The sequence below is a fragment of the Jeotgalicoccus meleagridis genome (genome assembly GCF_903994045.1).
Lineage (GTDB): Bacteria > Bacillota > Bacilli > Staphylococcales > Salinicoccaceae > Jeotgalicoccus > Jeotgalicoccus meleagridis.
On record NZ_CAJEWD010000009.1, the window covers coordinates 61115 to 83700 of the forward strand.

The window sequence follows — 22586 nt, forward strand, 5'->3', positions numbered from 1 at the left end:
TGAGGTGATTAAAAAATGAATTATAAATGGTTGGAGAATGCAGCAATAGAACAACCAGAAAATATTGCACTGAAATTTCAGGACGAAAGCTTAAATTATCGTCAACTTTATATGAAAGCACATGAGCTCGCAACTCACCTTCAAGCATTAAAAGTAAAAAGAGTTGGTTTATATATTGATAACTCCTTAGACGCTTCAATATTAATTCATGCTTTAATGTTGTCAGGAACAGAAATGGTGATGCTAAATACCAGGCTCACTGTTCATGAATTGAAATTACAATTAGAAGAAGTCTCAGTTTCTACAGTTCTGTCAACAATTCACTTAGATATTCCTGAATTTAAAGTTTTAAGTTTTGAAGAAATTTATGATCTGCCAGCTGAAACCTTTATGCTGAATGATCCAGCAGCTAACGATATTTTATCAATTATGTTTACCTCAGGAACAACAGGACGTGCAAAAGCTGTTGGGCAAACATATAGTAATCATTATGCTTCCCATATCAACTGTCAGAAGTTTTTAAATTACAAAGAAGATAGCGTATGGATGATGGTGAATCCAATTTTCCATATTTCAGGATTATCTATTTTATTTAGAAGTGTGATTTCAATGTCTACTATGGTCATCATGAATAAATTTAAGACAGACTTAGCTTGGCAAACACTTGAGCATGAAAAAGTGACACACACATCCATGGTACCGGTTATGCTAAACCGCCTAGTAAAAGAAGAAGGTACACATTTCCTTCAAGCTTTGCTTATGGGTGGTGCGAATACGACACCTAAACTTTTACAAAAAGCCAAGGATAAAGGACTTCCGGTCTATAACTCATTTGGCATGACGGAAACTTGCTCACAAATTGTCCAGCTATCATATGATGATCCTAAAATTTTTTCTGGAGCAGTAGGAAATATTCATGACACGATGACAGAAATCACAATTGATGAAACGACGGATGAAATGTTACTAAGTGGGGATAGTGTAGTTCAATCTTATCTTAATGCAGATATTGAACTAAAGGGTGGTTTTTTCAATACCGGTGATATTATTCAAATTGATGAAGATGGTTATATCTATGTCTTAGATAGACGGAATGATTTAATCATTAGTGGTGGTGAGAATATTTATCCTAAAGAGATTGAAGATGTCGTCTATCAATTGGATGGTGTTAACCGCTGCGTTGTAATTAAAAAAGAAGATGATGAATGGGGTTATGTGCCTATTTTATTACTAGAAGATGATATTGACCAGACAACTTTACTCAATCACCTGTATAAACACTTAGCAAAATACAAGATTCCTAGAGAAATCTATGTCATTGATGAAATAAAAACAACATCTACTGGTAAAATATCTAGAACAATTAATAGGAATATGTTTTTAAATCTCTAATAACAGGTATGGAAAGATAATATGTCTTAATGTCTATGCTTCTTTTTGTTTACAGGTACAGGATCGAATCCACCTTCATGAAAAGGATGACATTTTAAAATGCGTCGACTTGCTAAATATGATCCTTTAATGGCACCATGTTCTTCAATTGCATCTAGAGCATAATTTGAACACGTTGGATAAAAACGGCAGGTTGGCGGTGACATTGGAGATATATTTTTTTGATAGAATTGGACCGCTTTAATTAATAATTTTTTCATGCAATCACCTTTTAAGTCAAGATAGACTAATTGTAATCCGATAAGACTAAGAGTGCAAGGGGAGGGATTATTATGAAGACATTTACTGACTTCATGGGAAGAAAAGTGACTTTAGAAAATGGTTATGTTGATAATACACAACACGTTCTCATAATACCTAAATTTCAGGGACAGTTTTTGTTGACCAATCATAAAAAAAGAGGGTTAGAATTTCCAGGCGGTAAAGTTGAAGCGGGGGAAGCTTTAGTCGAAGCAGCTCAGAGAGAGTTATACGAAGAAACAGGTGGCTTAGTGGCTAATTTACATTTTGTCGGCACTTACACTGTTCATGATAAAGATGAGCCGTTCTCAAAAGCAGTATTTTGCTGTAACCTTGATAGGTTAGATCAACTACAGGATTATAAAGAAACCTCAGGACCTAAACTAGTAAATAATATTGAAGAGATAGATGACAAAGATAAAAGTGAATTATTAAAAGATGAGTGTATTGTTCATTTATATGAAGAAGTTAGAGAAAATGGATGTCAGTAAATAAGAGAGTTTGAGATATAAGCTCAAGCTCTAGATCGAAAAACGATAAAATTCCATTGGATATGCTAAAAGTGATGTTGAATGGAAAATATGAGCTGAAAATTCCATTGGATATGCCAAAAATGGTGTTGTATGGAAAAAAGAACCTGGAAAACTGTATCTTAGTTTTCCAGGTCATTTTTTATTTAAAGGCTTAGGACTTATGTCCTAGCCTTTCTTATTTCAAGTTATAACTATTAAAATCCGCCTTTTTCAGCGATTTCTGCTGATTCTTCACCGAATTTCTTGAAGTTCTCAACAAATTTATCTTTCAGTGATTGTGCTTTTTCATTATATGCTTCTTTTGATTCCCAAGTATTAGCAGGTGCTAAAATTTCTTCTGGGACACCAGTTACAGCTGTCGGAATTGATAAGCCAAAGACTTCATCTTTAACGAATTCACCTAGTTCTAATTCTCCGCTAATTGCGCGTCTCACCATAGAACGAGTGTGTTTTAGATCCATACGTTTACCAACACCGTATTCGCCACCAGTCCAACCAGTGTTAACTAGGTAGACATTTACCCCGTGTTGATCGATTAAATCACCAAGCATGTTTGCGTATACTGTCGCATGTAATGGTAAGAATGGTGAACCGAAACAAGTTGAGAATACTGGTTGAGGTGAAGTCACACCGCGTTCAGTACCTGCAAGCTTAGATGTAAATCCACTTAAGAAGTGGTACATTGCTTGGTCTTTGTTTAATTTTGCGATTGGAGGTAAGACACCAAAAGCATCTGCTGTTAAGAAGATAATTGTCTTAGGATGACCTGCTACTGAAGGGATACGTGCATTATCGATATGATCAATAGGGTAAGCAGCACGTGTATTTTCAGTTAAGCTATCGTCATCATAATCAGGATTACCATCTTCATTGATTACAACGTTTTCTAAAACAGAACCGAATTTAATTGCTTGGAAAATTTCAGGTTCTTTTTCTTTAGATAAGTTGATTGTTTTAGCATAACAACCACCTTCAATATTGAACACACCATCTTCATTCCAACCGTGCTCATCGTCACCAATTAAATCACGTTCTGGATCTGCTGAAAGTGTTGTTTTACCTGTACCAGATAAACCAAAGAAGAGTGCTACATCTTTATTTTCTCCAACGTTAGCACTACAGTGCATGCTGAGTACACCTTGTTCTGGTAGTAAGAAGTTCATGATAGAGAAAATAGATTTCTTCATTTCCCCACCGTATTCAGTTCCACCAATTAAGATGATTTTTTTCTCTAATGAGACTAAGACAAAGACTTCTGATTTTGTTCCATCAACTTCAGGATCTGCTTTGAATGTTGGTGCTGAAACAATTGTAAATTCAGGGTCAATTGCTAGAGCTTCTTCTTTTGTTTCAGGGCGGATAAACATTGTTTTCGCAAACATGTTATGCCAACTGAACTCATTAACCACTTGCAGTTTAAGTTGTGTATGTGGATCTGCACCCGCATAACCATTAAAGACGAATAGTTCTTCTTTGTCGTTTAAATATGTAGTTACTTTTTCGAATAAATTGTTAAATACTTCTTCAGAGATAGGTTGGTTAACTTCTCCCCAATCTACCTTATCTTTTGACACACTGTCTTCAACGATGAAACGATCTTTAGGACTACGACCTGTATATTCACCAGTTTGTGCACGTAGTGCTCCTGTATTTGTTAATGTCGCTTCGCCTCTACGTAAAGATGCTTCTACTAGTTCGCTATTCGACAATTGTATGTGCGTAGAAGATTTATTTACAAGACCTTCAATTAAGTTTTTGTGATTAACCATGATTCGCCTCCAAAGTTATTTGAATATAAAACGCATTATTTAGAAATTAGTATAACACATTACTTTTTCTCTTAACACTATAAGTAGTAAAACATATATTCAGCTAAATGTTGATTTGGACCTATGAATCATGTACTATATATGTAAGTTATCTCTTATCCAGAGGTGGTGGAGGGATCAAACCCTATGAAGCCAGAGCAACCTCCTTTTCAAGAAAGGTGCTAAAGAATGCAGAGAAATTCTGAGCGATAAGGGAAAAGGGCGAGCCTTTTTCTCTATGTTTTTATGGAGATTAAGGCTTTATTTTTTGCTTTAGGAGATAGCTAATTAGCTATAAAGGAGAAATTTTTAATGACAGAACGAAAGCTTTTTACATCTGAGTCGGTAACTGAGGGTCATCCTGATAAGATTGCAGATCAAATTTCTGATGCTATTTTAGATGAGTTACTTTCAGGAGATCCATATGCACGTGTGGCATGTGAGACAGTTGTTAACACTGGACTTGCTCTAATTGTCGGTGAGATTAGCACTGAAACATACGTTGATATTCCAAAAATTGTCCGTGAAACTGTAAAGGAAATCGGCTATGTAGACGCCAAATATGGTTATGATTTCAAAACGATGTCCGTTTTAACTGGAATTGATGAACAATCTGAGGACATTGCTGTTGGTGTTAATAATGCCTTTGAAACTAGGGAGTCTCAAGGTGTATCAACAGGAGCAGGGGACCAAGGATTAATGTTTGGTTTTGCTACAAATGAAACCAAAGAGTTTATGCCTCTACCAATTGCCTTAGCACATAAAATCTCTCGTCGTCTAACAGAAGTAAGAAAAGATAAAACAATTTCCTACTTAAGACCAGACGGCAAGTCTCAAGTGACAGTGGAATATGATGAAGATGGAAAACCGTTACGTGTTGATACAATCGTTATTTCTACACAGCACCACGAAAACATTCCTGCTTCTGATATTTACGATGATTTATTGGAACACGTCATTAAAGAAGTAGTACCTGGAAATTTATTAGATGATGAAACAAAATACTTTATCAATCCAACAGGACGCTTTGTTATTGGAGGTCCTCAAGGAGATGCAGGCTTAACTGGCCGGAAAATTATCGTGGATACTTACGGTGGTTATGCACGTCACGGTGGCGGTGCCTTTTCTGGGAAGGATCCTACAAAAGTAGACCGTTCTGCAGCCTATGCAGCAAGATACATTGCTAAAAATATTGTTGCGAGTGGTGTAGCAGATAAATGTGAGATTCAGTTAGCTTATGCAATTGGAGTTTCTCAGCCAGTGTCAATTGCAGTAGATACCTTTAATACAGGTAAATACGATGAAGCAAAAATTGTATCTGTCATCAGAGAATTATTCGATTTATCTCCAGATGGAATTATTGATATGTTAAACTTAAGAAGACCTATTTATAAACAAACTGCGAGTTATGGACACTTCGGTCGTACGGATGTGGACTTACCTTGGGAACGTTTAGATAAGGTTGATGCTTTAAAAGATCTTTTAAGAAATAGTTAATTTACAACTGTGAGAAGAGAGGAATAATATGAATACTGAAATATTTACAAATCCTATTTTTATTGCGGTTGCGGCTTTATTAATTATTATTGCCATTTGGTTTATAGTCTATTACTTTAAAAACCGTAACCAAGTAAAACAAGTAGAAGAAGCTAAAGATAAGGAAAGACAAACTTTAGTCGATAAGTATGAAAGTGAACAAGAGGAAGAGCGTTTAAGTCATAAAAAAGAACTATCAAACTTAAATGAGAAGTACTATAACGATACAACTTTACTCGATAATAAACTTTCTAGCTTACATCAGTTCTCTGTAGACAAAGGTGAATATTTAACAGATTTAGCTCTAATTCAACTCAAAGAAAAGCTAGTTAATGAGGAAAAAATTCGTGAAACGGATATGATTATCCTATCTAACGTTTATTTACCTTCTAGAAATTATACAAACACACGTAAAATTGATCACTTAGTACTGACACGTACAGGTATTTATCTTATTGATTCTAAATATTGGAGCGGTCACATTCTTCACGGTATTAATGAGGATCAGTTTGAAACAGTACCATATGTTGAATCGTTCTTTGACCTCTTATCCTTAGATAAGAAACAAGAACAGACGCTCATATTTGAAAAAGCAGATAATCAAAATGTTTCAGTGAACCATTATAATTCAATTATTGATGAAACTAAGATTACAGCAGAAAAACTTAAAAACAAGTTGAAGTTACAGTATGATATCGTTCCGATTATCTACTTCAATCCGAAAGATAATGGAAATTACTCTATAACAAACTATTCAGAAGATCCATCAATTCGCGTGATAGTAGGTCAGGAAGATTTAGAAGCATTCTTCTTAAAATATGTCTTCCATGGTCGTTTCCAATATACAGTTAAAGATTTAGATGAAATTGCTAATGCAATTTTAGATCAAAGTTTATAACTCGATATTTTGTAATATCAAAAAAGTCGTCCTATAATTGATTATAGGACGACTTTTAATATGGAGGGAAGATAATGTCAGAAGAATTGAAAGTAATTAACCCCGCTACTCGACAGGAAATTGATAGAGTTAAAAAAGACTCTGTTGAAGAAATCGAAAGAAAAGTTAAGAGAGGTCACGAAAAGTTTTTAGAATTTAAAAAAGTGAACGCCCATAAACGTGCTGAATTATTATTTAAATGGGCAGATAAAATCGATGAAAACAAAGAAGAAATTGCAAAACTCGTCACCTTAGAAGGTGGTAAACCTTACGCTGAAGCTTTAGGTGAAGTAGAATATGCCAACAGCTATATTAAATATTATGCTGAAGAAGCCAAACGTATATATGGTAGAACAGTACCATCAGACAAAGATAATAACCGTATCGTTGTGACACGTCATCCAATTGGGCTCGTTGCTGCCATTACACCGTGGAACTTCCCAGTTGCGATGATGGCTAGAAAAGCAGCTCCAGCAGTTGCTGCTGGTAATACATTTATTGTTAAACCTGCAAGTGCAACACCATTGTCAGCAATGAAATTTATCGATTTAGCATTGGATGCTGGTTTTGATGAAGGTGTCATCCAGTATGTCAACGCATCTGGTAGTACTGCTGGTAAAGTATTTACACAATCAGATAAGATTATGAAATTAACATTCACTGGGTCTACAAAAGTAGGTAAATCACTTATGAGTGATGCGTCAGTGACAGTGAAGAATGTGACTATGGAACTAGGAGGTCATGCTCCATTAATTGTCCATTCAGACGCTGATATCGAGCAGGCAGTAGAAGGTACGATCGCCTCTAAATTTAGAAACGCAGGGCAAACTTGTGTATGTGCCAATAGAATTTATGTTCATGAAGATGTTTTAGATGAATATACTGAGAAACTCACCTCAGCAGTTAAAGAACTAAAAGTTGGTAACGGCATGGATGAAGGTGTAAAAATCGGTCCATTAATTGATGAAGCAGGATACGATAAAGTCATGAATCAACTTGAAGATGCCATTGACAAGGGTGCAGTAGTTGAAACAGGTGGTAAAGGAAGTAAAGACGAAGGGTACTTTATTGAACCGACCGTCTTATCTAATATCAGTGATGACATGTTATGTATGACTGAAGAAACTTTTGGACCACTTGCACCAATCCAAAGCTACAAAAATCTTGATGAGGCTATTGATAAAGCCAACGGGACAGAATTTGGTCTAGCTGCTTATTATTTCACTAAAGATTATGCAACTGGTGTGTACTTAACAGAAAATCTAGATTTCGGCGTTCTCGGTTGGAACAACGGCGCACCAAGTGCTGCAAATATACCTTTTGGTGGATTGAAAGAAAGTGGTGTCGGACGTGAAGGGGCACCTGAGGGATTAGAACCATACACAGAAACAAAAGTGACTTCAATAAATCTATAAAAATGATGAAGGAGGGTCAAGTGACCCTCCTTTTTTATTTTCTCTGATTGTTATTTTCTTTACCTTTACCAGGATTAGGTAAAAAACCTAAAGCTAAAAAGGCAACAACAGCCGGCATAAATATAGTACTTAACCAGTCAATAGAGTCTAAAAAGAAGACTTGAACAAGTACAAGGATAATCAGTACAAAAAGGTACATATATATTAAACGCGCTTTATTATTCTTTAAAATATTTAACATACTTACTCCTTTGAAAGCGTATTCTAACATCTAACTTTATTTTCTCAAGTATTGAACTATTTAGCAATCAATACTTTTTATTTTACGAAATTAGTTAATTATTTAATGATTATCATTAAATAATTGTTGACTTGCATTAAAAATTATTTTATAGTTAAAATACAGAAAACAAAGGAGGAGTTATTTATGAATGGTCAAGCTGTCACTCACAAACGATTTAAAGCGTTAGTTACCTTTATGTACGTTTTATCATTTGCCGCAATTATCTTACTCGCACTTGGTTTAATTGGTATGCTGATTGCAAGTTTTGCTGTCTTAGTCATACCTGTTGATACACTTGTTGATCTGATCAAGGGGAGCGCGTCAGATTTAACGATTGAAAGTGAAGGTATTTCTTTAATCGTCACCGAGGAATTGATTAACTCAGTACAAATAGACAAAACTTTATTAGTTATTATGGCCTTTCTTGCAACCTTATCTTTAGTCCCTTTTTTAATGATTGCTATTTATTTAAGCAGATGGTTGAAGAACTTGAAAAATGGAGAAATACTCAACTTGAAAAATAGTAAATATATTGAGTATATCGCCTACTTTATTATTTTAGTGTCTGTCATGGATTCAATTATGACTTTTATTTCTACAACATTTGTTTCTAACACATTAAATAGTGCTATGCTGTCACAAGAAATCGTTGAGCAGTTTTCACTAGAAAGTACGATTGAAATTAATTTTATGACTATATTTGCGGGCATTCTAATCTGGATAATTGCTAAGACTATGCAATACGGTTCTTTCCTCCAGGATGAATATGATGCAACCGTCTAGGAGGGAAGAAAATGATTGTAGTACGATTAGATCGTGTACTTGCCGATAGAAAAATGGCACTTGGAGAATTAGCTGAGAAGGTAGGAATATCTAACGTTAACTTATCTAACTTAAAGACAGGAAAAGCTAAAGCAATTCGATTTTCAACCTTAGATGCAATCTGTAAAGCATTGGATTGTCAACCAGCTGATATTTTAGAGTATGAAGAAAATCTTGATTAAATGACTTGTAGTGAGGACTTATGATAACTTGTAAATAAAGTAATAAGTCAAGGAGTCGTCTAGATGATTAATGCAGGTTTGGTTTTAGAAGGTGGAGGCCTTAGAGGTATATATACTGCCGGAGTCTTGGAGTATTTCCAAGAACATGACATCAGTTTCCCTTATGTCATTGGTGTTTCTGCAGGTGCCTGCATGGCCTCATCTTTTTTATCTGAGCAAAGTGGTAGAAATAAGCGAGTAAATATTGATTTTATTAAAGATAAAAGGTATATATCCTATAAAAATCTTCTTTTAAAGGGAGAATTATTTGGAATGGACTTTATCTTTGATGAAATCCCTAATCATATCATTCCTTTAGATATAGATAGAATCTTAAAAAATCCAGCAGAGTTTGTTATAGTCACTACCGATTGTATCAGTGGTCAACCGACATATTTTTATAAAGAAGACTATAATAAAGATACGCTAGCGGCTATTTTAAGAGCATCGAGTTCCATTCCATTTTTTGCAGATCCAGTCAATGTGAATGGACGTAATATGTTAGATGGCGGTATTACTGATTCGATTCCTTTAGTTAAAGCTCAAGAAGATGGTAATAGTAAAAATATAGTTGTTTTAACTAGACCGAGAGGTTATTATAAAAAACCGAGTCGTACAAGTAAGGTAGTTAAGTATAGAGACTATCCTTTGGTCGATGAACAAATTCAAGTGAGATATAAACATTATAATGAACGCTTGGATTATGTTTTTGAAGAAGAGAAAAAAGGGAATGTACTTGTTATCGCACCTAGTGAAGATACTGGTGTTGGTAGAACAACTAGAAATCGTAAGAAATTAGAAAGACTATATAATTTAGGTTATGAAGATGCTAAAGACAAGTTTGATAGTATAGTAAATTTTACTTAAACAGAGGTGTAAGTTATGGAAATTAGAAATTATCAGTACCAAGATGAACAGAGTTGGGTGAGATGTAGAGTTTTATCCTTTTTAGATACACCATATTATGATGATGTACATAGAGAAAAAGAAAAATATGACCATCCATCTATAGAATTAGTAGCAGTTGAAAATAAGGAAGTTATCGGTTTAATTGATATAGAATTCGATACTGATGATGAGAAAATTTGTTCTATAGAATCACAAAAGGGTGGTATGATTTGGCATTTGGCTGTTCATCCTGACTATCAAAATCGTGGTGTTGGACAAAAACTTATGGAAGAAGCAGACGAGTTGGCTGGTAAAGCAGGCTTAGATTACCTAGAAGCATGGACTAGGGACCAAGGTAACTCAGCTAGTTGGTTTGAAAGAAATGATTACACTTTAGAAGATGAATATTATCATCTCTACTTAACAGATGAAGATATGTCTCACAATGTAGAACCAGAAGACGATACACTTATACCGATGTATATGTTTGCACATTACACAGGTGACAATATTGAACAATTTGAAGACATTGATAGAAAATATAAGTGTATGTGCTATATTAAAACTTTATAAAATTAAGTTATTGAGAGAGCGAAAAGGGTATAAGTAAGTATCCTTTGGAGGTGATTGTTATATTTACCATTGCCGAAGCCTTAACTCTTTTAGCAACTGATGATGAGAAAGGTACAGCTAAAGTAACAAGTTCTGTTCAATATGGACTTAGTGGAGCTGCTATAGCTGAACTGCTATATAAAGGTAAGTTAGCGATTGAAAAGAAAAAAGTAATTGTCAAAGATGATAGCTTAACTGACATTTCTTTTTTTAATACTATTATTGAAGAAATAAAGGAAGCAAAAGCTAAGAAAGTTGAGCACTGGATTAGATATTTTTCTAGCAAAAAAGAACGCTTGATTGATCCACTTTATTTATCCTTAGTTGAAAAAGGAATTTTAAAAGAAGAAGAGAAAACAAATTTCCTAATATTTAGTCGCACAGTTTACCCAACACTTGATGAACGTGCGGAAGTAGAAATTAGAAAACAAGTTAATGATGTTGTCTTAAATGGTAAAGAAAGAGACGGAGAAGTAGAAATTCTCCTATCTTTAATCAAAGCAAGTAGCTTAATTAACGAAGTGTTCGGTAAAGAAAATAAAAAAGAAGCAAAGCAATTTATTAAAGAAATTGAAAAGGAAAACGAGCTTGCTAAACTCATTTCTAAAGCAATTTCTAATGTTGAATCTGAAGATATGGCGACAATTTCAACGACAGTCATTAATAATTAAGATAAGCACTAAATTCTAATATTTAGAATTTAGTGCTTTTTTATGAAGATTTAAAATCTTGGTTGAAATTATATATTTTAAGTGTATGATTAATGAATATAAATACAGAGAGGATGGGACGATGGAATACGGATTCTTATCTTTATTGCCACCTCTTTTGGCAATAATCATTGCAATTTTAACCAAACAAACTGTTATTGCCTTATTTTTAGGTGTCTGGTTCGGGGCGACAGTGATCAATCATTGGAACCCTGTACAAGGATTTACACACACCATCAATGAAGTGATGGTACCGTCCATTGCTGACTCTTGGAATGCTGCCCTGATTTTATTGGTTGTGTTTACAGGAGGATTCATAAATATACTTAGAAAAACTGGCGCAGGGCAAGCTTTTGCTGAGTTTACCACAAAGAAAATTAATACGCGTAAGAAAGGTCAAAACTTTGTTTTTGGGTCAGCCTTCTTATTTTCTTATACTGAACCGGTTTTGATTCTTGGTACAATTACGCGTCCAGTCACGGATCGTTTAAAGATTTCTCGTGTAAAGCTTGCCTATATTACCGATTCTTTAGGTAGTCCGCTTGCTGCCATGTCACCAATCAGTGTCTATGGTCCTTTCATTACTGGAATTATTGGGACTCAGTTGACTGCACTCGCTCTAACTGACAATCCTTGGTCTTTATTTATTCAAATGATTCCATTTAATCTCTACGGTTTATTTGCCATAGTAGGTGTCTTATTCATTATTAATATGAACTTAGATTTTGGTCCAATGTACAAAGCTGAAAAACGTGCAATTGAAACAGGTCAATTGTATGGTGAACACGATAAATTAATGATTGATGAAGCATCATCTTCTACAGAAGATACGATCGATTCAGATATTATGAGTTTTATCATACCTTTACTGTTACTGTTCGTCGGTATCTTTTCTGTTATTTTTTGGACAGGGGAGATAGCTACAAATGGTCTAGTCGGTGCCTTCTTAAATGCAGATGTAATCTTTGCAATTACTACAGGATTCTTCATTGGGACCTTAGGTGCAATCTTATATGCCACTTTGAGATATAAGATGCCCTTACAGAAACTGCTAAACGATTGGGTTGATGGTTTCATGCAAGTGATGATTGTCCCTGTTATTTTAGTAATGGCATGGTCAATTGGTACAATTGCAACAGATATGGGGCTTGGCGAAGTTATTGCTCACTATGCAGGTAACTTTATACCAGCTTACTTAATGCCTGTAATCATCTTTATACTTGGTGCTTTGATTTCATTTGCAACGGGAAGCTCATGGGGCGTGTTCTCAATTATGATTCCAATCGCTATTCCAATGGCGAATGAAATGGATATGAACCTTGCTCTAGCAATTGGTGCCTCTATTTCAGGTGGCTTATTTGGAGATCATTGTTCACCGATATCAGATACGAGCATTATGGCGTCGACCGGTGCAGCAGCAGACCATATGGAACATATTAGAACACAACTGCCTTACGCCTTAATGATTGCTTTAGCTGCGGCCTGTGGTTTCTTAGTAACAGGATTCACGGAAAATTCTATACTCGGCATCATAACAACAGCAATCGTTTTACTACTGATCTTATTTAGTTTAAATAAATGGTCTAAGTCAAAAGGCGAAAAGCTAGTTGAATAAATTAAGCTCGGAAAACTTTTTATAAGTTTTTCCGAGCTTTTATTGTATGTTAGATATGACGATTATCTTATTTAACTTGGAGAGATATTATGCGATATATAGGAATCGATTTAGCTTGGACATATAAAAACGAAAGTGGTGTGTGTCTAATAGATGAAAGTGGAGAAATTATTTTCTTAGATGCAAAAATTTACACCGATGAAGATATAGTAAGTATTATAGAAAAATTTAGAATTGATAAAATAAAAATTGCTATAGATGCACCACTTATTGTGAATAATGAATCCGGTTCAAGAGAGGCTGAAAGAAGTTTATCCTCACAGAAAATTAATGGACATAGAGTGCGTGCTTTTAATTCCAATCGTAAGTTTTTAAATAATGTGTTTAAAACGATTAGAGGAGAAGAGTTATGTGAGCGCTTAATAGCTGCTTTTCCTGAATTAACAATTGGATTAAATTCGAGTGAATCCATTATCTATGAAACATTTCCGACAGGTATTTGTGCAGGGCTCTTTCCTGAAATTTATCCGATTAATTATAAAAGAAAAAAAGGCATGACCTTTGAAGAAACAATAGAGCGGATGAATATACTATGCGACAAACTAAGAGGTTTAGAACAAGAGGGAATCATTTCAAACTTTAGTAGCAGCTTTCAATTGGAAAAAGATAAACTAAATTGGAAATCATATAAGCATATGGAAGATAAGATGGACGCCATTCTTTGCACTTTAGGAATGTATTTAATTGATCAAGGATTGGCAAAAGAATTACACTTTGGCAATCTAACTGATGGTTATATTATGATTCCTGAAAAAGTCTAGCACTTGGATTTTTCTGTCTGAAAGTGTGATAATTATCTTAAATAATGGATTAATTTAATTGATATGAATTAGGAGAAGAGTACATGTATTTAATAGAGATGAAACGTAATGGTCAAAAAATTTATGATGGTGCAATCGCTATGGCAGTTCAAGTGTATGCACAAAAGAATATATTTTTAGGAGAAGATATCGTCTTCCCTTATATCTCTAAGCCTTTAGTACAGGTTGGACGATACCAAAATACTAGAGAGGAAGTTAATCTGCCTTATGTAAAAGAAAATAACATTAATATCGTGCGTCGTGACACAGGTGGCGGTACTTTATATTTAGATGAGAACTGTGTTAATTTTTGTTTTCTAAAAGAAGTTGAAGAAAGTAATAAGGACGTCAATTTTGCTGATCTCTACCAACCTTTAATTGATATTTTAAGAGAACTTGGCGCACAAAATGTTGAACTAAGTGGTAGAAATGATCTACAGATTGAAGGTAAAAAAATATCAGGTGCTGCGATGAGCATTGTAAATGGACGTCAATATGGGGGCTATTCATTACTTTTAGATATAGACCATGAAAAAATGACGAATGCTATAAAACCGAATCAAAAGAAAATGCAATCTAAAGGGATAAAATCAGTAAGAAGCCGCGTGCACTCCTTGCGTCATTTCTTAAGTGATGAATACAAGGATCTAACGAGTGATGAATTATCTGAGCTCTTAGTCTTAAAAATGTTTAAGGCAGATTCTATGGACGATGTAAAAAAATATGAACTCACAGATGAAGATTGGGCAAATATCGATCAAATGATGCAAGATAAATATGACAATTGGGAATGGACTTTTGGGAAATCTCCAAGCTACACTTTTTCTAAAGATGGCCGATTTAAAATTGGGACAATTGATATTAAACTTAAGGTAGTGAGTGAAAGAATAGAAGATGCAACAATCTATGGAGATTTTTTTGGTAATAAGGATATCTCTAAAGTTGAAGCGGTTTTAAAAGGGGTTAGATTAGAAGAAACGGATTTAATCAAAGCACTAGAAAGTATTGATTTGAAAGATTATTTGGGAGATATTACAGCAAGTGAAATCAGCCAATTAATTTTGGGATAGGGGACTTAACATGAAAAATTTAAGAATTAATAAAAAAAGATTGATAGATAGAATAAACACTTTAAGTCAGATAGGAAGAAATAAGAACAAGGAGTTAACACGTTTAGCTTTAAGTGATGAAGATAGAAAGGGTCGTGATCAGTTAAAAGCTTGGTTTGGAGACTTAGACTTAAAATTTGAACTAGATCAGTTCGGTAATATGTTTGGTACCTTCCAAAGTGAAGAAAATAAAAATGAAAAACCCTTGATGCTTGGCTCTCATATTGACTCAGTGATTGATGCAGGTATTTACGATGGAGTACTTGGTGTCGTTGGGGCTCTAGAAGTAGTTCAAACAATCAAAGAAGAAGGTATGACCCCATCAAGACCGATTACAGTTGCTGCTTTTACTAATGAAGAAGGTGTGCGTTTCCCACCGAGTATGCTCGGCTCTTTAGTCTATTCAGGAGATTTGAGTATTGAAGAAGCGTTAGATACTGTCGGTATGGATGGTAAAAGAATGGGAGATGAGCTAGAGAGAATAGGCTATAAGGGAGAAAATCTACCAGGTTTTATTAAACCTGAATGGTATATTGAACTCCATATTGAGCAGGGACCAATTTTAGAAAAAGAGAATACACAAATTGGTGCGGTCTATAATCTTCAAGGTAATTCGAGAAGAGAGATTACTTTTACAGGTCAAGCCAATCATGCAGGATCAACACCAAACAAGATGAGAAAGGATCCGATGCAAGCTTTTTCTTACTTCTCATCAAGTTTATTTAACTATATTAATGATAATGAGCTTGATACAGTCGCAACTATTGGATCTATTAAGCTCCAACCAAACGCTGCAACCATCATACCTGCTAAAGTCACTTTTACACTAGATATGAGAAGTCCTGAACAGACAGGATTTGATCATGCACAACAATTTGTAAGAGCACTATTAAAAGAAATTGAGGATGATGGTAAATATGGTGTAAATGCTCGGGAATTTGCGATTTTTGATCCGGTTATCTTTGATGAAGAAATTGGAGACACTATTTCAGCATCAGCAGAAGCGCTCGGTTTATCGATGAAAAAAATGACTTCAGGTGCAGGACACGATGCACAGATGATAAATAGAATTGCACCTGCAGCGATGATTTTTGTACCGAGTAAAGATGGTGTGAGCCATAACCCTAATGAATATACCTCAGATGAAGAATTAGAAAATGGTGTAAATGTATTACTACAGACGAGCTTAACACTACTATCAAAGAGTAAATAACAAATATTAACCTATCCTTAACAAACCGAGCTTGGCAACAAGTTATACTGTTCATAAAAGTCTTGGAGGACAGAATGAATATTTCAGATAAAAAGCTCGGTGAAGAAGTATTAATGCATGAAAATGTTTCTGTGAAAAATAGTCAGTTTGGTGCTTATACTGAAGTAGGAATGTTTAACTTTATTGAGAATAGTAGCTTTGATGACTATTCATATACAGGACAATTTTGTTTTGTTCAAAATACAAAAATAGGAAAGTTTTCAAATATCGCAGCTATGGTGAGAATTGGTCCTACAGATCATCCATATAATAGACCAACCTTACATCACTTTACTTATCGCCCAAACATGTATGGTTTTAGAACGGAAGATGACCAAGCATTTTTTGAACATCGTGAAAGTCGTCTGACTCATATTGGTCATGATACATGGATAGGGCACGGAGCAATCATCTCCCCAGAAGTGACAATTGGCCATGGAGCGGTAATTGGAGCAGGTGCAGTTGTGACAAAGGACGTTGAACCTTATGGTATTGCAGTAGGCGTGCCAGCTAAAGTCATCAAGAAAAGATTTACGGATGATCAAATTAAAAAGCTATTAGACATCGAGTGGTGGCATTGGTCACACGACAAAATAAAAAGAAATTACGATGATTTTTTCTTAAATATAGAAGATTTTATAAATAAGCATTATGGAAACTAGAGGATACTCTAGTTTTTTATTTTATATATAGTCTATTAAAAAGAGGTAATATTCAAATAATATGATACATTATACACATAGTTAATAAATGAATAAATATGTAAAAGTATAAGGGAGTGACTTATTTGAAGGAAAGTTTAAGAAAACCACTTATAGGTATGCTACGACAATTTAAACAGCCTAATTCTATGGCTATAGCTGCAGCTTTATCTGCAAATATGTTGAACTGTAATTTCTTGTTTTTTAATCCTGAAGATATTGATTTAAAAAACAAAAAAATAAATGGCTTAGTTTTAGATAATGGTGAGTGGATACGCCAAATATCAGATTATCCAGACGTAATTGATAATTCCCCACCTAGAAAAGAAAACAAATCTGTCTATGCTGAACTCGAGAAGAGTATTCCTTTCACCATGCACAGAATTGGAAATAAAGATTACGTTAGTAACAATCTTATTAAAGATGATGATTACAAAAATTTAGTCATACCCTATCAGTCATTAACAAGTGAACAAGATATTTATAAAATGCTGGGGCTATATAAAAAGATTATTGTAAAACCAACTGGTGGAAATAGAGGAAATGGAATTCTATACATAGAACAAGTTGGACAAACCTACATAGTGATATCGAAAGATCAAAAGATGAAATATGAAATTGATAATTTTAATAAATATATATCAAAATTAGTCAAGCAAAAAAATATTATACAAAAGTATATTTCATCAACTACTCAATCAAAATTACCTTTTGATATCAGAATACATGTTAGACGTGGAGAGTTTGGGAAATGGGAAATTGTGAAAATATATCCTCGTATTGGGAATAGTAATAGCGTTGAGAGCAATCTAAGTCAAGGTGGATCAATTTCTAAAATCACTCCTTTTTTAAAGCAAAATTTTCAGGATGATTGGGAAAAAATATTAGCATCTTTGAATAAGCTAGGCAGAGAATTTCCAATATATTTCAATAAAAAATATGATTTTGAAATTGATGCACTAGGTCTAGATATAGGAATAGATAATAACGGTAAGCTATGGTTGTTTGAAGTGAATTCATTTCCGGGCTGTACTATGTTTGAAATTGAAGCTCAACAAGTTGCAATGAAGTATGCAAAATATTTAGCAAGTAAGAAAAAGCATTCAGTAATTAACTACAACAATAATAAAACAGTGATAGCTATGTTTTCACCAGCAAAGGGATTAAGTAAGTTAAAAACAGCATGCTTTGCTGCAGCTAGTATGTACGATGCAGAATTTTGTTATTTTACACCCGAAGATATAGATTATAAAAGTAAAGTCATATATGGAAAGACTTTTACTAACAATAAATGGATTACAAAACAGTACTCATATATAAATGAAATCGATGTTATCTATGACAGGGTGAGAATGATAGGGCGTAGAAAATATAAAGAAATTTACGAAGAACTAAATCATATTCCATTTACGCATAAAAACTTTGGTAGCACTTTAAATAAAATTAAAGTTTATGATGAATTTCAAAAAGACGGCTCAATGAAAAATCATATTATTCCTTATATACATCACACAAGTTCATCTGAAACACTTGATTTTATTAATGAACATAAAAAAATAATTATAAAACCTCAAGTAGGGTTAATTGGTAATGGACTGTACTACATAGAATCTATTGACTCATTCTATGTTATTAAATATAAAGGACAAGAACTTCAACTTGATAAGTTAGAATTTATTAACTGGATAGAAAAATTGACTAGTAAAAAGGCATATGTAGTTCAAAAATACATAAATACTCGAACCAAGGATAATCAACCTTTTGATATAAGAGTGCATCTCATGCGTGGCTATAGAAATAAGTGGGAATTCGTTGTTATCTTACCCAGAGTAGGTATTGAATTTGAAAAAATAACACCAATGAAAACAGGTGGATATGTAGGAATATGGGAAGGGTTTATCAAACGTAATTATGGAGAGGAATCATACACTAATATTAATAAAGAAATGAAGAAAATTTCACTCGATTTTACTAAGAAATTTGAAAAACTTTTCCAGACTGAGATCAGTGAAGTTGGTATAGATTTTGCAATTGATGAAAATGGACAAATTTACTTACTAGAAATGAACTTGAGAAGACCAGGATTTCAATACTATGAATTTGATGTGGCTAAGAAAGCAATCGGTTACGCGAAGTATTTAAGTGAAGTAAACAAATAGATATAAAATAATTCATATTAATAGCGAGGGTTAAACATGAATTTACAATTAATAAACGAGATACAGAGTCAATTTAATGAATCTAAATGGATATATATATCTTTAGGATTTTTAGATAGAAGAGCCCATGTATTTAAAGTAAAGAATAATAAACATATTGAGAGCAAGATTCAGGATGAGATTAGAGAATTCTCTAATAATGGTTATGAAACTAAATGGATAAGAGTTGATGTAGTTAAAAGAGAAGAGAAAGTAAAATTTAGTGACGTGTTAGAAGAACTACCGAAGATTAGAAGAAACTACGTAGAATTTGGTCTCGCATTTGATAATAGTCACACATTATCATTCTTACCTGAAGAAATAAATGCGAACGCATTTGTTAGACCTTTGCCTAATGCTAAGAATAACGTATTTTTTGTATGTGAGAAAAATATAAATACATACTTAAAAAAATACAAAAATTATAGGGGAATCTATTTTCATAAAAAATATATAAACAAAGAAATTTTTAAATTTTATACCAATGCTTTCCTTTTAATTGATGATGAAATTATAAATTTAATACCTGATGGTTATATGCATGGAGTTAGAGAAATTAACAAAGATCAAGAAAAAGATGAATATTCTAAGTTGATAAAAACTGCAACAAACTATTTGCTAGAGCAAATCGATGAAAACGGAAGGTATGAATATGGTAAATTCCCACACTTTGATAAAAAGATTGCTTTTTACAATATTTTAAGACACACCTCTTCCACTTATTCATTATTAGAAGGACTTGAGTTTTTAAAAGATGAAGAAGGCTTATTGAAGGCAAAAAAATCAATTGACTACCTAATCAATAATTATATTTATATAGACCCTAATGAAAAAGAAGCAGCTTATTTATTTGATGATACAAATAATATTAATGAAATTAAGCTAGGTCAAAATGGAGTATTTTTGATTATGTTAACTAAGTACATGGAGCTTACAGAGAGCGATGAATATATGGCAATAGCTAGAAAGGTTGCCAACGGAACATATCGAATGATTGATGAAAATGGCGAGACTGTTCACGTATTAAACTATCCAGATCTTACAGTAAAAGAAGAGAACAGAATAATCTACTATGATGGAGAAGCGGCATTTGGCTTAATGAGACTATATCAAATAGACCCAAATCCAAAATGGTTAGAATGTGTTGAAACTCTATTTAGTCATTTTATTAAAAATGACTACTGGCAGTATTCAGATCATTGGTTAAGTTACTGTACGTACGAACTAACCAAAGTAAAACCTAAAGAAGAATACTTTGTATTTGGATTAAAAAATATTGCTAAACGTTTAGATTTTATTTATCAAAGAGAGACTACATTCCCAACATTCCTTGAGATGTTAATGGCGGGTTATAGAATGATTGGTTTGATGAAAGATAGGAATCTAGATGGCTTAATTAAAGAATATATTGATGAGGAAAAATTAAAAAAAGTAATTGAGAAGAGAGCAGATTTTCAAAGAAGTGGTTATTTTTATCCAGAAATTGCAATGTATTTTAAGAATCCGAGAAACATTTTAGGTAGCTTTTTTATTAAACATCATGGATACAGAGTGAGAATAGACGATGTACAGCATTATATTTCAGGGTACATTCAATTCGTGGACTATTACTAATTATCATTTTTATGTAATTAATTGAAGAATTTTGATATATATTTGTAAATATCTGCTATAATGTTTGGAGATAATGAAATTTCTAATTGGAAATATTGTTATCTCCTTATTTTATTTATTCAAATCAGAAAATTCGTAATTTTAAAGGAGGATTTTTTATTGTCGAATAATGATAAGAAGAAAATGGCAAAGAATTACGATTATAAAAGAGCTATGAAACGTAAATCTGATCATTCACTTCTGAAAAAAGTTGCAATGACTGTCGTAGCGGCGAACCTAGTGGTAGCACCATTGGGTAATTATATTGATTATTTTAGTGGTCAGATCAATATTGAGAATGTAGCGTATGCACAGAGTTTAGCGGATGTTACTTTACTAGAGAATGTAAATATCGAATCTTATATTAATGAACCTGAAGTAGGACAGCCTTACAATCTGAACCTATCTTTATCAGGTTCTGGCTTAGCAGATGTAGAGTTGATTAATACTGATCGTGTAGTAGCGTTTAGTATTCCAGAATTAGCTGGTCAAATGACGGCTAATGGTGAGGCGTATTATACAGTTGATTTAACTGCAGTAAACATGGATGATTTACCGATTTTAAACAATACAGTAAGTGGTATTACTGGAACACTAACAACTACGGTTGATGCTGTTTTACAACTTGTTGTTGAGTTAAACAATAGTATCATTCCTAATGAATTAATAACTATCAGAGGGATTGAAGATTTACAAGGCTCTCTTAATGCGCTGAATAATTTAGACCAAGCATTAGCCGAAGTATTACAACATAGTGGAACAGCTCCGGTAATTATTAATGCTGATGGTACAATCACAGTTGACATGACGGATGGTCTTGGAAATCATCTTGATAGCGCAGTTAATGATGTAGTTATACAAACTTTGAATGATTTAATTGCTTCACTGAATGGAGTAAGTCTAGCCATACTTCCTGAAGCTGAGAGGATTCCTGGAGTTGGTCTGATTATTAGAGGATTAAATCAGACTATTAATGGAGTGCTTTCGGGTGTTACGGAGTTAGCCGGAACAGTTACAAATACTGTTAACAATTTAGATGTACCTGGTCTAACTTCAGAATTAGCAAGGGCTCAGCTACTTGGGAATACTTCAGTACAACTTGATTTACTTGTAAATAATCCTGTAGATTTAGAGAATCCAGAACTGCCTGTGCCAGTTTATGGTTCAGTTGTAAATACAGCATTTGTGGATGTGAACTTGATTGGAAATGGTACAAATCAATCACAGATTCAATTTCCAGCTCAACAACAAGCTCCAGAAATAATCAATGCAATGATCTCAGGAAATACATATGATAATTATGTTGTATCTGGGGAAGCGCTTGAGCCTGGTGATACTGTTGAAGTAAGAAATGAAACAGGTAATGTTGTAGGAACTTCGACTATCGATGAGCTAGGTAATTTTACTGTAGATGTGGATTCTACAGTAGTAACTGAAGGAGAAACTTTATATGTCGTCGGTGTGAATGAATCAGGCATGACAAGTGATCCATATGAAATTATTGTTCCAGAGGACGATGATACTGATGCAGACGCTGACGCCGATGCCGACGCTGATGCAGACGCCGATGCGGACGCTGACGCAGATGCCGATGCTGACGCGGATGCCGATGCTGACGCAGACGCTGATGCCGATGCCGACGCTGATGCAGACGCCGATGCGGACGCTGACGCCGATGCCGATGCCGACGCTGATGCTGATGCAGACGCCGATGCTGATGCCGACGCCGATGCCGATGCTG

21 protein-coding genes and 1 riboswitch are annotated in these 22586 nt (G+C 34.0%); of the genes, 18 read left to right on the forward strand and 3 right to left on the reverse strand.

The window, feature by feature from the left end; translation table 11 throughout:
* The first annotated feature begins 15 nt into the window (after positions 1 to 15).
* Positions 16 to 1392, forward strand: a complete 1377-nt coding sequence (gene menE, locus JEOSCH030_RS10665) for an o-succinylbenzoate--CoA ligase (RefSeq protein WP_185126628.1) — start codon at positions 16 to 18, stop codon at positions 1390 to 1392.
* Positions 1393 to 1418: 26 nt separating this feature from the next.
* On the opposite strand, the gene yidD is transcribed toward menE, so the two are convergent.
* Positions 1419 to 1652, reverse strand: a complete 234-nt coding sequence (gene yidD, locus JEOSCH030_RS10670) for a membrane protein insertion efficiency factor YidD (RefSeq protein WP_185126629.1) — start codon at positions 1650 to 1652, stop codon at positions 1419 to 1421.
* 72 nt (positions 1653 to 1724) lie between these two features.
* Here yidD and ytkD point away from each other — a divergent pair, with 72 nt between their 5' ends.
* The gene (gene ytkD, locus JEOSCH030_RS10675) at positions 1725 to 2183 is read left to right on the forward strand and encodes an RNA deprotection pyrophosphohydrolase (RefSeq protein ID WP_185126630.1); all 459 of its coding nucleotides are present in this window, start codon (positions 1725 to 1727) and stop codon (positions 2181 to 2183) included.
* A 236-nt stretch (positions 2184 to 2419) separates the two neighbouring features.
* Here ytkD and pckA read toward each other — a convergent pair whose 3' ends face one another.
* On the reverse strand, positions 2420 to 3994 hold the full coding sequence (gene pckA, locus JEOSCH030_RS10680; protein WP_185126631.1) for a phosphoenolpyruvate carboxykinase (ATP): 1575 nt from the start codon (positions 3992 to 3994) through the stop codon (positions 2420 to 2422).
* Between the two features lie 152 nt (positions 3995 to 4146).
* Positions 4147 to 4249: riboswitch (SAM riboswitch) on the forward strand.
* Between the two features lie 96 nt (positions 4250 to 4345).
* Between pckA and metK the strand changes: the two genes are divergently transcribed.
* From metK to JEOSCH030_RS10695, 3 genes are all read left to right on the forward strand, one after another.
* Positions 4346 to 5530 (forward strand): methionine adenosyltransferase, encoded by a 1185-nt coding sequence (gene metK / locus JEOSCH030_RS10685; RefSeq protein ID WP_185126632.1) that lies wholly within the window; start codon positions 4346 to 4348, stop codon positions 5528 to 5530.
* A 28-nt stretch (positions 5531 to 5558) separates the two neighbouring features.
* Positions 5559 to 6467, forward strand: coding sequence for a nuclease-related domain-containing protein (locus JEOSCH030_RS10690; protein ID WP_185126633.1), 909 nt, complete (start codon positions 5559 to 5561; stop codon positions 6465 to 6467).
* A 74-nt stretch (positions 6468 to 6541) separates the two neighbouring features.
* Positions 6542 to 7921 (forward strand): NAD-dependent succinate-semialdehyde dehydrogenase, encoded by a 1380-nt coding sequence (locus tag JEOSCH030_RS10695; protein WP_185126634.1) that lies wholly within the window; start codon positions 6542 to 6544, stop codon positions 7919 to 7921.
* Between the two features lie 34 nt (positions 7922 to 7955).
* Here the strand turns inward: JEOSCH030_RS10695 and JEOSCH030_RS10700 are convergent, their stop codons facing one another.
* Positions 7956 to 8192: a hypothetical protein gene (locus tag JEOSCH030_RS10700; protein WP_185126635.1), complete on the reverse strand. Its 237-nt coding sequence runs from the start codon at positions 8190 to 8192 to the stop codon at positions 7956 to 7958.
* Between the two features lie 156 nt (positions 8193 to 8348).
* On the opposite strand from JEOSCH030_RS10700, the gene JEOSCH030_RS10705 reads away from it, so the two are divergent.
* From JEOSCH030_RS10705 to JEOSCH030_RS10765, 13 genes are all read left to right on the forward strand, one after another.
* Positions 8349 to 8987, forward strand: a complete 639-nt coding sequence (locus JEOSCH030_RS10705) for a DUF2975 domain-containing protein (protein ID WP_185126636.1) — start codon at positions 8349 to 8351, stop codon at positions 8985 to 8987.
* Between the two features lie 11 nt (positions 8988 to 8998).
* Entirely contained in the window at positions 8999 to 9208 is a 210-nt protein-coding gene (locus JEOSCH030_RS10710; protein WP_185126637.1) for a helix-turn-helix domain-containing protein, read from the forward strand.
* Between the two features lie 63 nt (positions 9209 to 9271).
* Positions 9272 to 10114: a patatin-like phospholipase family protein gene (locus tag JEOSCH030_RS10715; protein WP_185126638.1), complete on the forward strand. Its 843-nt coding sequence runs from the start codon at positions 9272 to 9274 to the stop codon at positions 10112 to 10114.
* Positions 10115 to 10129: 15 nt separating this feature from the next.
* Positions 10130 to 10708, forward strand: a complete 579-nt coding sequence (locus JEOSCH030_RS10720) for a GNAT family N-acetyltransferase (protein ID WP_185126639.1) — start codon at positions 10130 to 10132, stop codon at positions 10706 to 10708.
* A 50-nt stretch (positions 10709 to 10758) separates the two neighbouring features.
* A complete protein-coding gene (locus tag JEOSCH030_RS10725) occupies positions 10759 to 11418 on the forward strand; it encodes a GOLPH3/VPS74 family protein (protein WP_235962286.1) in 660 nt (219 codons plus the stop codon).
* Between the two features lie 121 nt (positions 11419 to 11539).
* Entirely contained in the window at positions 11540 to 13072 is a 1533-nt protein-coding gene (locus JEOSCH030_RS10730) for a Na+/H+ antiporter NhaC family protein (protein ID WP_185126650.1), read from the forward strand.
* 89 nt (positions 13073 to 13161) lie between these two features.
* Positions 13162 to 13893, forward strand: coding sequence for a DUF429 domain-containing protein (locus JEOSCH030_RS10735; RefSeq protein ID WP_185126641.1), 732 nt, complete (start codon positions 13162 to 13164; stop codon positions 13891 to 13893).
* An 83-nt stretch (positions 13894 to 13976) separates the two neighbouring features.
* Positions 13977 to 15002 (forward strand): lipoate--protein ligase, encoded by a 1026-nt coding sequence (locus JEOSCH030_RS10740; RefSeq protein ID WP_185126642.1) that lies wholly within the window; start codon positions 13977 to 13979, stop codon positions 15000 to 15002.
* Positions 15003 to 15012: 10 nt separating this feature from the next.
* A complete protein-coding gene (locus JEOSCH030_RS10745; protein WP_185126643.1) occupies positions 15013 to 16254 on the forward strand; it encodes a M20 family metallo-hydrolase in 1242 nt (413 codons plus the stop codon).
* Positions 16255 to 16328: 74 nt separating this feature from the next.
* Positions 16329 to 16955, forward strand: coding sequence for an LbetaH domain-containing protein (locus JEOSCH030_RS10750; RefSeq protein ID WP_185126644.1), 627 nt, complete (start codon positions 16329 to 16331; stop codon positions 16953 to 16955).
* A gap of 125 nt (positions 16956 to 17080) precedes the next feature.
* Positions 17081 to 19153: a YheC/YheD family protein gene (locus tag JEOSCH030_RS10755; protein WP_185126645.1), complete on the forward strand. Its 2073-nt coding sequence runs from the start codon at positions 17081 to 17083 to the stop codon at positions 19151 to 19153.
* Between the two features lie 36 nt (positions 19154 to 19189).
* Positions 19190 to 20806 carry a poly(glycerol-phosphate) alpha-glucosyltransferase gene (locus JEOSCH030_RS10760; protein WP_185126646.1) on the forward strand — a complete coding sequence of 539 codons (1617 nt, stop codon included), beginning with the start codon at positions 19190 to 19192 and terminating at the stop codon, positions 20804 to 20806.
* A 159-nt stretch (positions 20807 to 20965) separates the two neighbouring features.
* On the forward strand, positions 20966 to 22586 hold a 1621-nt coding region (locus JEOSCH030_RS10765; protein WP_235962285.1), incomplete at its 3' end, for an adhesive domain-containing protein.

Bases quoted from the DNA above. Each gene is read 5' to 3' on its own strand.
- menE (WP_185126628.1), top strand. From the start codon at position 16: ATGAATTATAAATGGTTGGAGAATGCAGCAATAGAACAACCAGAAAAT.
- yidD (WP_185126629.1), bottom strand. From the start codon at position 1,652: ATGAAAAAATTATTAATTAAAGCGGTCCAATTCTATCAAAAAAATATA.
- ytkD (WP_185126630.1), top strand. From the start codon at position 1,725: ATGAAGACATTTACTGACTTCATGGGAAGAAAAGTGACTTTAGAAAAT.
- pckA (WP_185126631.1), bottom strand. From the start codon at position 3,994: ATGGTTAATCACAAAAACTTAATTGAAGGTCTTGTAAATAAATCTTCT.
- metK (WP_185126632.1), top strand. From the start codon at position 4,346: ATGACAGAACGAAAGCTTTTTACATCTGAGTCGGTAACTGAGGGTCAT.
- JEOSCH030_RS10690 (WP_185126633.1), top strand. From the start codon at position 5,559: ATGAATACTGAAATATTTACAAATCCTATTTTTATTGCGGTTGCGGCT.
- JEOSCH030_RS10695 (WP_185126634.1), top strand. From the start codon at position 6,542: ATGTCAGAAGAATTGAAAGTAATTAACCCCGCTACTCGACAGGAAATT.
- JEOSCH030_RS10700 (WP_185126635.1), bottom strand. From the start codon at position 8,192: ATGTTAGAATACGCTTTCAAAGGAGTAAGTATGTTAAATATTTTAAAG.
- JEOSCH030_RS10705 (WP_185126636.1), top strand. From the start codon at position 8,349: ATGAATGGTCAAGCTGTCACTCACAAACGATTTAAAGCGTTAGTTACC.
- JEOSCH030_RS10710 (WP_185126637.1), top strand. From the start codon at position 8,999: ATGATTGTAGTACGATTAGATCGTGTACTTGCCGATAGAAAAATGGCA.
- JEOSCH030_RS10715 (WP_185126638.1), top strand. From the start codon at position 9,272: ATGATTAATGCAGGTTTGGTTTTAGAAGGTGGAGGCCTTAGAGGTATA.
- JEOSCH030_RS10720 (WP_185126639.1), top strand. From the start codon at position 10,130: ATGGAAATTAGAAATTATCAGTACCAAGATGAACAGAGTTGGGTGAGA.
- JEOSCH030_RS10730 (WP_185126650.1), top strand. From the start codon at position 11,540: ATGGAATACGGATTCTTATCTTTATTGCCACCTCTTTTGGCAATAATC.
- JEOSCH030_RS10735 (WP_185126641.1), top strand. From the start codon at position 13,162: ATGCGATATATAGGAATCGATTTAGCTTGGACATATAAAAACGAAAGT.
- JEOSCH030_RS10740 (WP_185126642.1), top strand. From the start codon at position 13,977: ATGTATTTAATAGAGATGAAACGTAATGGTCAAAAAATTTATGATGGT.
- JEOSCH030_RS10745 (WP_185126643.1), top strand. From the start codon at position 15,013: ATGAAAAATTTAAGAATTAATAAAAAAAGATTGATAGATAGAATAAAC.
- JEOSCH030_RS10750 (WP_185126644.1), top strand. From the start codon at position 16,329: ATGAATATTTCAGATAAAAAGCTCGGTGAAGAAGTATTAATGCATGAA.
- JEOSCH030_RS10760 (WP_185126646.1), top strand. From the start codon at position 19,190: ATGAATTTACAATTAATAAACGAGATACAGAGTCAATTTAATGAATCT.